This window comes from Flexithrix dorotheae DSM 6795 (genome assembly GCF_000379765.1).
GTDB lineage: Bacteria > Bacteroidota > Bacteroidia > Cytophagales > Flammeovirgaceae > Flexithrix > Flexithrix dorotheae.
In genome coordinates this window covers 87,726-101,768 of the sequence record NZ_KB903438.1, presented here as the reverse complement: position 1 = coordinate 101,768, position 14,043 = coordinate 87,726, and the positions used below count along the sequence as shown (strand labels likewise).

Annotated in this window: 9 protein-coding genes; 3 read left to right on the top strand and 6 right to left on the bottom strand. The window is 35.3% G+C overall.

Annotation, left to right across the window (positions count from 1 at the left end):
• The first annotated feature begins 279 nt into the window (after positions 1-279).
• On the top strand, positions 280-672 hold the full coding sequence (locus A3EM_RS42255; protein ID WP_044238293.1) for a type III secretion system chaperone family protein: 393 nt from the start codon (positions 280-282) through the stop codon (positions 670-672).
• Between the two features lie 135 nt (positions 673-807).
• Here A3EM_RS42255 and A3EM_RS0112730 read toward each other — a convergent pair whose 3' ends face one another.
• The 4 genes from A3EM_RS0112730 to A3EM_RS0112715 form a co-directional block, all read right to left on the bottom strand.
• On the bottom strand, positions 808-4,050 hold the full coding sequence (locus tag A3EM_RS0112730; RefSeq protein ID WP_020528603.1) for a WD40 domain-containing protein: 3,243 nt from the start codon (positions 4,048-4,050) through the stop codon (positions 808-810).
• A 158-nt stretch (positions 4,051-4,208) separates the two neighbouring features.
• On the bottom strand, positions 4,209-4,436 hold the full coding sequence (locus tag A3EM_RS0112725; RefSeq protein WP_020528602.1) for a hypothetical protein: 228 nt from the start codon (positions 4,434-4,436) through the stop codon (positions 4,209-4,211).
• A 311-nt stretch (positions 4,437-4,747) separates the two neighbouring features.
• On the bottom strand, positions 4,748-7,405 hold the full coding sequence (locus tag A3EM_RS0112720; RefSeq protein WP_044238257.1) for a T9SS type A sorting domain-containing protein: 2,658 nt from the start codon (positions 7,403-7,405) through the stop codon (positions 4,748-4,750).
• Positions 7,406-7,462: 57 nt separating this feature from the next.
• Complete coding sequence (locus A3EM_RS0112715; RefSeq protein ID WP_020528600.1) at positions 7,463-8,557, bottom strand: right-handed parallel beta-helix repeat-containing protein; 1,095 nt, start codon at positions 8,555-8,557, stop codon at positions 7,463-7,465.
• A 302-nt stretch (positions 8,558-8,859) separates the two neighbouring features.
• Between A3EM_RS0112715 and A3EM_RS0112710 the strand changes: the two genes are divergently transcribed.
• Both A3EM_RS0112710 and A3EM_RS0112705 read left to right on the top strand, forming a co-directional pair.
• A complete protein-coding gene (locus tag A3EM_RS0112710; RefSeq protein ID WP_157637861.1) occupies positions 8,860-11,118 on the top strand; it encodes a hypothetical protein in 2,259 nt (752 codons plus the stop codon).
• Between the two features lie 65 nt (positions 11,119-11,183).
• Entirely contained in the window at positions 11,184-11,795 is a 612-nt protein-coding gene (locus A3EM_RS0112705; RefSeq protein WP_044238290.1) for a TlpA family protein disulfide reductase, read from the top strand.
• Between the two features lie 302 nt (positions 11,796-12,097).
• On the opposite strand, the gene A3EM_RS47520 is transcribed toward A3EM_RS0112705, so the two are convergent.
• Complete coding sequence (locus A3EM_RS47520; RefSeq protein ID WP_020528596.1) at positions 12,098-12,256, bottom strand: hypothetical protein; 159 nt, start codon at positions 12,254-12,256, stop codon at positions 12,098-12,100.
• Positions 12,257-12,703: 447 nt separating this feature from the next.
• Positions 12,704-14,026 (bottom strand): Fe-S cluster assembly protein SufD, encoded by a 1,323-nt coding sequence (gene sufD, locus A3EM_RS0112690; protein WP_020528595.1) that lies wholly within the window; start codon positions 14,024-14,026, stop codon positions 12,704-12,706.
• Between the last annotated feature and the right edge of the window lie 17 nt (positions 14,027-14,043).

Sequence of the window (14,043 nt, the reverse complement as noted above, 5' to 3'; positions counted from 1 at the left end):
TTTTATTGCTAAATTTAAACTTTACTTAAGAAACTATTATCGGTGTTTTAATTTTTGGGCATTAACACACCAAAATGCGAAATTTTCCGACTGTTATTCATTATTTGATTCCTGTCCAACCACTAATACTTTAAGAATAAAAATAATTGGTAAAAGATACACTGAAACATTATATAGATGAAACCGCTGGTCAAGAACTCATTTTTTTTAATTGCAATAATCATTTCAATCAATTTACTTTCCATCCAAAATTCCCAGGCTCAGTCACCTTTTGACAAAATGACTAATACAAAGGTGAATAAAATCCTATTAAGGGAAGCTTATAATGTAGAGGGGCAACTTGGGAATTGGCAAATTGAGTACAAAGAAAGATTATTGTTGGTAATTACTGATGAGGATGCTAACAGGGTAAGAATTATGACTCCAATTGTTGAGCAGAAGAAGATGGATAAAGATGAAATGAGGACCTTATTGGAAGCAAATTTTGATCGCGCCCTTGATGCAAAATATAGTTTATTTCACGATTATGTTTGGTCAGTATACACTCACCCATTGGCTGAACTTTCGGTAGAGCAATTAAAAGATGCCATGAAGCAAGTGGTTACCCTTGCCAATAATTATGGAACTACTTATACCAGTACCAACTTTGTATTTGGTGGGGAAAATAATTAGCTGGAAATCATAGAGGTTCCCAGAAGAAAACTTAAAAAAGTCCGTAAATCAGCACTTACCGATTTTTAAGAAAAAAGGAAGCTAAACAAAATTAGCTTCCTTTTTTGATTTTATAAATATTCTAAATTTCAAACTTTATTCAATAATTACAATTGGAAAATCCTGTCCTCTACTATATCCTGTTGGATATTGAGGCCTTCCTCTATACTTTTCTGTAAGCTCGGGAACCCTATCCTCCAGATATCCCTTTAATTCATTCACTGTAATTTTTTTATCCTTGAAACCACCATCGGCCTTTCCCCTGATCCCTTCCAATAAGGCATAGGTAAACACCCCCTGACCAAGCTCTGCAAATTCTGAGGCAAATTCTTCCTGCCCACTTGCAGCCAATAATACTACTCCTGCACTTCTTGCCAATTGCATCATGGCTTTTTGCTCTTTCGGACCTCTGGTAGCAAAGGACTTCACGGCTCCACCTGACTGGCAGGCATCTAATACAATCAATTGCTTTTGAGCCTTAATCTGCCTTGAAAATTCCAGTAGCTCACTCGAAGAAAGGGCTTTCTCTTCCATCTCCAAACCGGTACCATAAACTTGGGTAACATCGTAAGGAATTAGATAATAATCACTTGATTTCAATTGACTTGCCTCAGTTGTGGCCCCATGTCCGGCAAAATAAAAAATAAAAACATCATTAGGACGAGCATTTGTAGCCACCGAATCCAGTGCGTTGAATATATGAGGGATATCAGCCTGGGAATCATAAATTTCAATAGGAATAATATTTCGGAAAATAGCCTTTCCTCCATTTTGTATTCCCTTTACAAACTCCTGGGCATCCTTCCTGGCTACACTTAGGCGGTAATCAGGGTTGATATATTCATTTATTCCTATACTTACAATATATAAATCTGCCTGGGGTTTATAAGGATTGTCATGAAAAATACTGACCAAATCATGCAGTGATTCAGTTCTTTCATTGTTAAAAGCCATGGTGGTAAATTCATTTAAGCCATCAATCAAAACGGGCTCAAATGAAACTGTTACTTCCTCTCCATCTTTAATTTTATTCTTGAATGCAGTTCCGGTGGTATAGACCAATTTCCCATTCTGATAGAACCTTACCTCATCTATCCCTCCCCCATTATCCAATACCTTCGCACTGATTTTGATCTTTTCTTCAGGAGCCAGATAATGCCTTCTTTTGGTATCAAACCTGATATTTTTATCACCTTTGTCTGGTTTAACAAAGGCAATATCAGCGGGAATATTAATAAATTGAGCCACGTCAAAATCCATATCATTAGGATCTTCCCCCTGCATTATTCTCGACCATAATTCAGGAGTATAAAACTTTTCAAAATAGGATTCCAAAGGGATCACCTCATTTCCTCTAACATAATGTAGTGCTCTTTTGATCCCATCCATGGTCCCTTCAAAATATCCCCTTTTGGTAATTACCACATAATCCTTTTCATTTTCAGAAATAATAAAAGTGGCCAGTTCCCGCATTTTATTAAAGTCCCATAACTTCAATTGTGAATCATCTCCCCCACTCACCAAAAACCGCCCCTTTCCACTAAAACTTAATGCATTTATATCTCCTGTGTGGCCTTTTAGAGTTTTAATTAACCTTCCGGATTGAGCATCCCATATTTTAATAGTTTTATCCCTGCTGCCTGACACCAGATATTTTCCATCAGGACTATAACTCAGACACATAATTTCATTTTGGTGACCCTTCAATTCAGATATTAAATTTCTCCCTCCCCCACTCCAGACTTTTATAGTATGATCGCCTCCGGCTGTAGCAATAAATTGCCCGTCCGGACTAACTTTCACTGCCCTGATTGCCCCGGCATCGGCCTTTATCATATTTAAGGGTTTGCAGGCTTTGTTTTCAACCTGCCATACTTTCAATGCACTATTATGTCCACCGCTTACCAAATATTTCCCGTCATTACTGAAATCCAGAGACCAGGCCGGCTCAAAATATGCCTTGGTATTTCCTATTAGAGTATCAAGTGGACGACCTGTAGTCAACTCCCATAACATTACAGTTCCATCTCCACTTCCAGAAGCGATTAGGCCTTTCTCCTTATTGTAGGCGAGAGAAAACAAGCCCTTTCTGTGTGCATTTAAGGATTTTGGATTGCCATCTTTATCCAGGTTCCATATTTTTACACTTTTATCTGCTCCAACACTGATTAAGCTTTTCCCATCAGCAGAAAAATTCAAATCCCTAACATATCCACGGTGGCCTGTCAGTTTTGAGGAAACTCTTCCGGTAGCTACATCAATTAAAAAAATATTATTTCCATTATTTACAAAAGCTATACTTTTCCCATCTGGGCTAAACTCCAGCGTTGTAATTTTTTTACTAAACCCTTCTAAACGGGATATTTCTACCTGCTTTTCTACATCCAGGATAAGTGTATGATCAAGAGATGAACCAGAGGCAATGATTTCCCCCTCCTGATTATAAGCCACTGATGTTACCCAACCCAAATTACAATTAAAGGTTTTCTCCAGTTTACCTGTTTCTGCTCTCCAGAGATTTACTTTTTTGCCAACTCCTCCACTGACTATAAATTTCCCATCACTACTGTAGCTAAAAGAGTTAATATTACCCAGGTTGTTTTTTAAATCATGGATCATTTCTCCACTAATGATATCCCAGGTTTTAATGGTTTGGTCATTACTGCAGCTGGCAAAAGACATACCGTCCTGGCAAAATTTTATGGTATTTATCCGATCAGTATGACCGGAATAAGTCCTCAATAGTTTCTTTTGGGTTACTGACCAGAGTTTTATCTGATTATCCCAACCTCCACTTACCAAATATTTTCCATTGGAATTGAAACTTACAGTATTTGTACTTTTTTCATGACCTTCTAATTTCAGAATCATTTTCCCTGACAATACTTCCCAAAGCCTTACGGAATTATCGGATTGATCATTATCAAAATCCCCGCTTGCACTGGCTACCATTAAGCCATCCTCACTAAATGCGACAGAATTTATTGGACTATCATGCCCTGTTAAGGTCTGAATTACCATTCCGGTATGAACTTCCCATACTTTTATAGTTTTATCATAACTGCCACTTACCAGTAAGTTTCCATCATTACTGAAGGCTATAGAACTCACTTTTGAATTATGTCCATCCAGAGTTTTTAGAAGTTTCCCTCCTTTGATCTTCCAAATTTTTATGGACTGATCGGTTCCTGAAGTAGCTACCAGTTCATTATCAGGACTGAAGCAGACAAAACTAGCCCTTCCTTCATGGCCAATTTGAGCCGTAAGAATGGGAGTTTGGGCGTGAATTTTTATTGAATAGAAGTAGGAGAATAGGAGTATTAGAAGAAATATACGCATGTTAAAGCCTTAATTAATGTTAATAACTTAAAGCTTAACGCAAAAGGATTTATTGGATTGAAGATACGGATATAATTCTTTGGTAAAATAAGAAGAGGTCGTAAAAATGATTTCTACGACCTCTTCAAATAAATAGAATATGATAAAGCTTATTGTTTTCAAGCTTCTCCCTGTGGATATAAGTGTATTCTTTTTCGGGAAGCAGGTTTTACATCCTCAGTTTTCTTATCCCGAGGGCTATACCAAATTTCATAAAACTCATTCTCCAATTTAAATAATTTCAACTTAAACCTATGATAGGAAATGGCCCCCATGTAGCTTCCTCTTTCTGAAATTAATTTTAACTTTTCTTCTGTGGATAAAAAACTAAAATCTCTTAAACCCATGATTCAATAATTATAGGTGGAAAATGTAAACCTTTTATTAAATGAACTAAACCACATTTAAATTTGCATTAATTCATCACTTTAATGTGATCAAACTAACAATTATTAAACGGGGGAAAAACGCAAAAGGGGATGCTATTCAGGTTTATTAAGAGAAGGAGTTTTAAAACAAATCACAAAATCAGCCGGTCTTAAAAACAAATAACCCGCACATTATAAATCTGCGGGTTATGGATGTTTCTGAAATCGTCAGATCTTCTGACATATCTAAATAATAGTTAAAATCATGCCAAAACGGCTAAATGTAAACATTACTCCTTTATCAATTTCTGAACTCCTCTTTTATCCCCAAATAATATTTCAAAAAAGTAAAACCCATTAGGCAAATCCGAAACATTTAATTGTTTTTCAAATCTTTCTTTACTTTTTTCAAATGATTCTACAAATACCAATTTACCGAACTGGGTATAAATTTTCACAGTACCCATCCCAAGAACATTGTTGTAAAATTGAATATTTACTAATCCATTATTAGGATTAGGATAAATGGTAAAGTCATGAAAACTGTGGTGTTTAGGCAATCCTGTGATCCCTCCCCCTTCTGATAACACAGTGCAGGAATCATGGGTTATTTCCACCTGAAAGGCTCCTCCTCCCCCACCTTTAAAAAAAGAATTATTGGCTCCTTCAATTTTACTCCCATCCAAATACCACTGATACTCATTGCCCTCAGAAGCGTATAAAGTATCATTGGATTGAGTAAAACTTGCTCCTAATACCTTCACTTGAACGGTATCATACCCAACTGCCTGTTGGCCATCTTTTCCCCCAATTTGCAAATCAAACACCACGGCCTCTTTGGTTTTAGAAAATAAAATTAAATTACTCCCATTGATAAAGTGATCTAAATCTGAATTACTTACTTTTTCATTATCTATTCCCACAATCCTGGAGGAATATACGATATCACTATCGGCACCATCCACATCAGTTGAGTAGCTGGATAAATCTAATTGGAAATTAATCTCCGGGCAGGTAGCAAGTTGGTCCAGATTGTAAAACCTTGGAGCATCATTTCTGGGGTTCAGGTTTATTTTAAATGTATCTCTCGTAACCAATGTAGTACTGGAAGCTTCAACCACCACCTCAGATTCCCCGTTAAAGTCCAAAACTGTCTGAAGCAACATTTTTCCTTCATTTTCATAAACATTTACTTCATCTTCATTTTGAACAAAGGAATAAATAATTTGATCACCCTCTGGTTCATAGAAGTATTCCTCTAAATCATCAATAAGCACAACTGTTCCGACATCCTCATTAAAATTATAATTGGGAATATTTTTTAGTAACCTAGGAGCATCATCTAGCGAAAGAATAGTCACTTTAAATTGATCGGTTATTGATAATCCTTTTTTATCCGTGGCGGTAATCTCCATATTCACCACGCCATGGAAATCTTCTTCAAAGGATAACTCCAACTCATCTCTAATCCACCTGGCTGAATCATCAAAAATATTAGTAATATGAGCAATTATAGCAGCTGTATCTGAGGTAAATAAATATTCTAACCTACTGTCATCTGGATCCTTTATAATTTTTCTCATATCAGAAGTAATTAACCTGGGACCAGAATCTTCATCATAAATTAAACTTCCAATAGGTTCAACAATTCGAGGGGTATCATTCACTGAAGTAATCTTGACCTGAATAGTATCATACGCCTTTACCCCACCACCTTCGGCACTTACAATTACCTCGTACTCTCCATACAAATCATTAGTAGGCTGAATTGATAAGCCTATTTCATTTTCAATAAGAGCTACCAGATATTTATGATCAGAAACAACATCAAATGACAATGGGTCCCCATCCAAATCTTCAAACACCTCGTTCAGGTCATTAGTCATAATTAATTTTGGATCATCTTCAATAAACTGAATATCAGGAAGAGAGTCTTTTACCCTGGGAGTAGGCACAAGGATGGTTCTACAAAAAGTACTGGTATCACAAAAACTGTAAACTGTCTGGCAAACCTTATAAACCCCACCCATATTGTAAGTATAAATAGGTTCCTGAGCATACAAACTGTCACCATTATCCATATCCCAGATGTAGTCCACAGCATTAATACTGGAATCCGTCAGGGTTAATGTATTTTCAATCCTTGAATAGCCATAATTAGCTGTTAAACCCTCTCCAGTACAATAATCAAAAGGAGTAGGTACTGTAAGACTCCAAAGGCCTCTTTTGTCCTTCACTCTGGATAATATATAATGCCTGCCAGTGGATATGCCGGATAGAGAGAGATCAACGGAATCCATCCCAAAAAACTCATCCCCTATATTTTGTACTACCACACTATTTGCTAAACCATTTCCAGGATCGGTATCCCCCAGAAAGAATTCAATAGCTTCGATTTCAAATAAGGTATCCGCTTCGGGAGTATAATCTTCCTCAATGAAAAATCGAATAGCCTTAGCTACACCCCAGTTTCCAAAATCGTCTTTTGTCCTACAAACAAGATAATGCACACCGGGGGAAAGACCATCCACTGAAATATCAAATTGTTTTGAAAGGGTATCTGCAGAATTATCAAAATTTAATGAAGTCCCATTACCCATTCCAGGGTCATCATCAATAAAGTACTCTGCCTGTACAATTTTTCCTGTTTTTGCACTCCCCGTGTTTCCCTCATCAATGTAGAACCTTGTGCTTTTTGCTAAACTCCATGTCCCGTTTTCATCCATCACCCTGCAAATTAAAAGGTGAGGGCCTACATCCAGACCAGAAACGTCATATTCAATTTCCCGCTCTACGAGTGTATCGCTTTCGGTAAAACTGATTGGAGTGGCTTTACCAATTCCAGGATCAATATCAATAAAATATTCTGCCTGTTGAATTTTTTGAGCCATCAAAAATCCAGTTGTAGAGGTAAATGCCAAAAGAAATAATATTAATTTCTTAATCATGATACGGTGAATTTAATTTGAATAACGCCTTAATTTGATTGCAAAAACTGAGGGCAATCAATTTTGAGGAAATTCACCTTTTATAGTAAAGCGAAGCATATCATCTACCCCAATTACTGGCGCATTAATGTCAATTGATTTTACATGAGGAAAAGCAAATCTTTTCAATTGATTGTAGGGATACCTCCCTCCGCTAATTCCTATATTTGTTCCTTCGCTCCCACTACCTATAGCCGGAGAGCCTTCCTTCAAGGTCAGGTCTACAGCCATGATCTGACTAAGTTTGGTCCACTCTCCTGTCCCCGAGGTAAAAGAAGGATTTAGATTTTCCAAATTATTTGCACCAATAATATTTCCCTGTCCGCCCACAAACTCATCACTTACTCTATAGGACAGGTTTCTTTCAAATATGCAAAAGCTACAGGTAGAAATCCCAATACCCTGATAGTCATTATACCCGTAAAATATATTATTGATAATAGTGGCATTGTTAATTTCAAAAAGAGAATTTGTACCAAAAAGTCTTGGATTGAACATATTGTTTCGGATGGTAAGCCGATTGCCACCACCGTTTGCAATTTGGCCAATAATGTTATTTTCAATATCAATAATTGCCTCATTTCCAATACTTTCCCATCCATTAAAAAAGATAAGAGGGATAATATTTTTTCTGATACTAATACCTGTTGTTGAAAAAGCACCATTTCTGGTGAAAAGGTCAATTCTGGAGATATAGTTATTTTTTACTGTAATATTATCGAAGGAAATATCAGTATCATTCGAAGACTCAAAACTTAATCTATCGATGTAAAGATTGGCAATCACAGAATTATCACCCTCTCCTCTCACCACGATTTTATTAAACTTTGATTCTTCACCCGCAAATTCATCCGAACCGTTATAAAATCCTCCTCCTATCAATACCAGAGCTTTATCAAGCACCAGTGAATCTTCGCCATCATAATACCCTTTTGCCGGATGAATGTATAAGGTATCTCCCGTGCTGGCTGCAGCCATAGCCTCATCCAAAGTACCATATTGCGCTGGAATATTGGGATTCATACTTAATGTTAGAACCTTCTGTCCGTACGAATGAGCACCAAACAGGAATAAAACAAAAGACACAAATATTTTCCGAATTATTAATTCCATTATTCTAAAATTATGAATGATTGATATGTAAGGAGGTGGACTACTTTGGTTAAAAAAGAAAATTTGCAAACGATTCTTCCGCTTTTTTACCTTTAGGCCAATCTCAATTATTTAAAAAAGTTATCCACATTATTACGCTTGAAAGTCTACTTTATTTGTTATTTTCTGAATATCTGAAGGGAGCAAAACAGACTATTTTTAAGTCTTTGGCTTCAAGGATTTAACAGAAAAATTTAAGCACCTCATTTTTTGGAAATTTGCAATGCTTATATTTGTGATAGATGTTTTATGAAATTGTCATTATGGCTAACTGTCTTATTACCGGGAAAAGAAATATGGAAACAACAAAGTTTTATTTCTCGCTTAGACCTCCGTCCATATTGTTTTCAATACTTGTGTTTTTTTTCCTTTTTAGTCTGGTTTTCCCAACCTCTCTTTACGCTCAAAAAAGGATAAAATTCAAAGACATTTCCCAGAAAGTTGAATCGGGTAATATTTCTCAAAATGAAAAAATCAATTTGTTATTGGAAATTGAAAAAAGAGATAAATTTTATCCCCTGGCCATTACTCATTTACATAAAATCTACCTGCAAAATTCCAGACAAATAAGCATCAATAAACTCCAGGATAATCTTAATTTTCTGTTAGACTCCTCAATCTACTTTACAGGGAAAGTTATATCTTCGGTTAAAAGAGATTTCTATCAAAAAAACAAAGGTGAGATTATTGGCATTTTAGCGCTTCGCACGGACCTTTCCTATGATGACTTTATTGACAAGATTGAGCAGGAACTGGCGCATCAAAGTGAGTCCAAAATACTTGTCCCTGATCTGTTTTCAAATTATGAAAACGCAATTCATTCTTTAGAAAAAGCTGACAATGATTTCGAGCAAATCAGGAAAAAACATCCAAATAAAAACGAATTATATTTCTTATCTGATAGTGCTTACGACATCACAATTGAACCATTAAAATTAGATTTTTTTGATTTCAGAAAATCTTTTTCAGCATATCAAAATATTGCAGATTCCTTTCCATTTGATATAGAAAATATTTTCGTGGAATATCTCACTGTACAGGATGATCAGATAATTTCCACTGACAATGCCCTTAATCATTCGGATACACTAAAAGTAAAAAACTACCAGAAATGGTGGCTTAACCTGGAAATTACACGGGAAAATCAAATTCAGGAATTTTGGAGGGAAATGATCAAAACCGATCAATTATTGTCCGATGTTATCGATACCCTATCCACGGATAGCCTGAATCTCACACAGGATTTGGATTCTTTGGAAATCGAAACTAATCTCATTAAAGAACTCGCCCCCGCCTCTATTTCTTTAAAACTATTCGAATACCTACAAAAAAAGACACATGTATTAGCCTCATTCAATTCAGAAAAAGATTTTAACCCCGAAGGGAAGGGCAGAAATAATGTCATAAAATATTATTATGACCTTAAAACACAGGTTAATTCACTTGAAAATTATTTTGAAATACTTCAGGAATCCAGTTTTGATTCTCTGAAAATGAAGGAGATAAGTCCTTTCCTCCAGGAAAGGTATCAAGGAATAGAAGGTTTTTCATCATTTCTTGAAGCGAATAAGAAAGAAATTGAAAACCGAAATCAATACTGTGATAAAAAAATACGGGAACAATTATTACAGATATATTTTGAAAAAAAATTCCTGCCAAATTATGCCATTTACAAAGACATAAAGGTGGCCCTTTTTGAACAGCCCCTGGCTACAATTGTGGAAAAAGATCATTTTCTAACGCTCAAAGTGATTAATGAGGAAAATGATATCAAATACATTTCTGGATATCAAAGAGGAAAAAGTAAAATTCCCTTTGTAGCCAAAGCCAGCCAACAAAAAATAATCTGGCTAAAAACTTTGGATGTTAAACTAAATAATGGGGAGAATTTATTTGGATATGCCGATCAACTGAATTTTGATGGAAGAAATGTAATCACTACAATATCTTCCGAAAGTGAAGATTCAATTTTTCAGCATCTGATTGAATTAAATGATGAAGGTAAGCTACTTTCCAATCAGGTCTTGAACAATAATGAAAAACTGGAATTTATTTTCAAAAATCCAGAGGATTCCCTAACCATAATGGGTTATCAGGCTAAAAAGGGACACTTCCAAATTGAAGGATTATCCGGTAACCTGAAAAAAGCCTGGAACCTGTCTTTGCCCTATTCCATTCAATCCCCGAAAATTCACCTCTGCCAGGGAAATTTTGTATTAGTAGCTAATGTTATCGGGATGGCTCCGAACAATGAAAGTTCCACCTTAGAGAATTTGGATTATTTTAGCCAGATTTTGGTGGCCATCATCCATCCGGATGGGGAAATCAAACTTCACCAAATACTCAAAAATAAACACTCTGAATTTTTCACCCATACCATAACACTTGCAAACAAAGCTATTTTAATTTTAGGTTTTCAGGGCCCTTATGATTTAAATAATTTTGAAAATAAACCACTGATTTCCCATCAATTTGATCCACTACAAGAATTCACAATTGAGGATGGAGGGTTAGGAAAATAATATTGGAATTTATCCGGTTTTTTCGGGGTTATCGGGATTGGCAAAATAATTTATTATTCCAGGAAATGAGCGAAAAAGCAAAAAAAAAGAAAAAATCAACCAAAAGAGAATTCATTGAATTAGGCATAATTGTAGGCATTTTTGCCTTTATTTTTCTTACCGGGATTCAATCCGAAGTGGCTGGATTTTTACAAAGAGCAGTATTAGAAACAGGTATTCATAATGGCCATGAGGAAATCCCTGTTGCAGAGCAGAGCAGTGCCAGTTATAATTTCAGGTTAGCTGACCTGGAAGGCAATGAACTTTCCCTGGAAGAATTAAAAGGGAAGATAGTTTTTATGAATTTTTGGGCAACCTGGTGTCCTCCATGCATAGCCGAAATGCCAAGTATACAGGAATTGTATGATAATACAGCTGATAGTAATATAATTTTTTTGATGATTTCCACTGATGAAGACGAAACTAAAATCAGGAAATTTATTGAAAAGAAAGGTTATACATTTCCCGTATACAGACCAGCCAGCGTAAGACCAGAAGTTTATAGCAGTAATTCCATTCCAACTACCTTTGTTATTTCCCTTGATGGGAAGATAGTTTACAAAAATGTGGGCATTGCCAACTATAACTCAGATAGTTTTAAGAAACTGTTGAGCAATCTAACTAAAGAATCTCAATGAAAGTTGAAATGATTTTTATTGCTAATTCGATTGGAAGCAAATTTATATCATGAATTAGCTACTGGTAATCAGTTGATTAACACCAACAAATCACACATCTACTTCGTTAGAATAGACTTTCTGCTACTCGCACTAGAACATCCAGAAATAAAAAAAGAAACCAAATTATTATTCTGGTTTCTTTTAATAAATTGGAATAATCATAACGTAGTGTAGAATCGGATTACAATAGGCAAATAAGTAATGGGACTAAGTCCTGTTTTAAAATGGAATAAGGTTGTGATGATAAATAAACGAATTACCTACCAAACTACATCGGCATTTAAAATTACTAATCCTACAAGAAGTAAGGCACCAATTACAATTATGGCCGAAATGTAAGCATCATATTTCTTTGATACAGCAGGTTCTATCCCAATTTCTTTGTTCTTTTTTTCCTTAGTTTTTAGTTGTTCTGACATGATTTTAATTATTTCTGAGATTTGTAAGAAAAATAGCTAGTATGAAAAAATACTTTGAGAAGTATTAAATAATTACAAGCTTTTATTAAAAAAACTATTTCTTCAAAGTTATCTAATGGAAGCCTCAAGTAATATAAATCACTTGTTAACCAAATTAAATGATAACTTTTATTATCATAAAGCCTAATAATTAGATTTATTACCCTGATCGTTAAAATTTAATGTTCACCAGCTTTTAAAATACCAGAATAGTCTCATCAATTATTATTAAAATACAATTTATTATTAATTTAGTCAAATTTTATTTCATTTTTTTTGAAACATTACTTCGTAATATTCCTCCAAATAATTTTATGTAAATAGAGAAATTGAGGGAGAATGCAAAAAAAAAGGAATCCCAAATAGGTATTCCTTCCTTTCAAAATTATTTTATCCTAACCGGAAATATCAAATCTCCTGCTTTAGCCTTTCTCCAATCAATTTTGCCACATGATTTTTAAAAGGTTCAGATTTTATTCTTTCCAATACATCATTGGCAAAGGCGAACATTAATAATGCCTTAGCCTTGTCCTCATCTATTCCTCTTGACCTTAGGTAAAAAACAGGTTCTTCATCCAAAGCTCCAGTAGTAGCTCCATGCGAACATTTTACATCATCAGCCCAAATCTCCAATTGTGGTTTGGTATCAATAGAGGCTTTATCCGACAATAGTATATTTTTATTTTCCTGAAAGGCATTGGTTTTTTGAGCATCTGGTCTCACAAAAATTTTCCCATTGAAAACCCCTTTCGATTCCCCATCCATAATTCCCTTATACAACTCATTGCTATAAGAATTTGGTTTTAAATGATCCACCATTGAATGATTGTCTACATGATGTTTGTCTTTCAATAGATAAAGACCATTCATAAAGGCCTCACAATGTTCTCCATCCAACAGAATATTCAGGTTGTTTCGCACCAGATCTCCACCCAACGTGATCGTTGTGTTATTGTAATGAGAATCACCTTCCTGGTGTACCTGAGTAGTGCCTATAAAGAAGTTTTTATCTGACTTATTCTGTAATTTATAATTGTGAACTATGGCATTTTTACTCACTTTAAATTCCGTCACAGAATTAATAAAACCATAATTATCTCCGATTGCTGCATAATCTTCTATCACGGTAACCTGAGCGTTTTCCTCAGCAATTACCAGATTCCTCGGCATGGCAATGGCATTTGCAGCAGTGGAATCAGTAAAATTAAAAATTAATATTGGCTTTTCTATGATCTTGTTTTTATCCACCTTAATAAAAGCTCCTTCAGCTGTAAAGGCAGTACTCAAAGCGGTAAAGGCGTCCTCCTCAAAAGCAGCATATTTTGATAAATGTTCATTTACCAATTCGCCATACTGAGTTTGAGCATCTTTTATGTTCAGCACGGTCAAGCCATTTTCCTGCCCTATTTCAGATAATTCTTCAGATAATTTCCCATTTACAAAAACAAGCCTGTGGGCATCCAGATCAGGAATGATATAAGATTCTATTTCCTGAATTTTCCCGGAAGAAGGCAAATCAAAAGCAAATTCATGCTTTAGAATTTTCTGCACATTAGTATACTTCCACTCTTCATCCTTTACTGTCGGGAACTGGATTTTTTCCAATTGCTGAAGGGCATGCTTCCTCACCTCATTAAAGGCCAGTTTACCCTGTCCGTTAATGTTTCCCTGAAATTTATCGAACTGCTCCTTAAGTCCTTTTTTTAAATCAACTAAATTGATATCGTTCATTCTCAATAATTTTATTT

Excerpts from the sequence above, each read along its gene's own strand:
- A3EM_RS42255 (WP_044238293.1), top strand. The coding sequence starts at position 280 with ATGACTAATACAAAGGTGAATAAAATCCTATTAAGGGAAGCTTATAAT.
- A3EM_RS0112730 (WP_020528603.1), bottom strand. The coding sequence starts at position 4,050 with ATGCGTATATTTCTTCTAATACTCCTATTCTCCTACTTCTATTCAATA.
- A3EM_RS0112725 (WP_020528602.1), bottom strand. The coding sequence starts at position 4,436 with ATGGGTTTAAGAGATTTTAGTTTTTTATCCACAGAAGAAAAGTTAAAA.
- A3EM_RS0112720 (WP_044238257.1), bottom strand. The coding sequence starts at position 7,405 with ATGATTAAGAAATTAATATTATTTCTTTTGGCATTTACCTCTACAACT.
- A3EM_RS0112715 (WP_020528600.1), bottom strand. The coding sequence starts at position 8,557 with ATGGAATTAATAATTCGGAAAATATTTGTGTCTTTTGTTTTATTCCTG.
- A3EM_RS0112710 (WP_157637861.1), top strand. The coding sequence starts at position 8,860 with ATGGCTAACTGTCTTATTACCGGGAAAAGAAATATGGAAACAACAAAG.
- A3EM_RS0112705 (WP_044238290.1), top strand. The coding sequence starts at position 11,184 with ATGAGCGAAAAAGCAAAAAAAAAGAAAAAATCAACCAAAAGAGAATTC.
- A3EM_RS47520 (WP_020528596.1), bottom strand. The coding sequence starts at position 12,256 with ATGTCAGAACAACTAAAAACTAAGGAAAAAAAGAACAAAGAAATTGGG.
- sufD (WP_020528595.1), bottom strand. The coding sequence starts at position 14,026 with ATGAACGATATCAATTTAGTTGATTTAAAAAAAGGACTTAAGGAGCAG.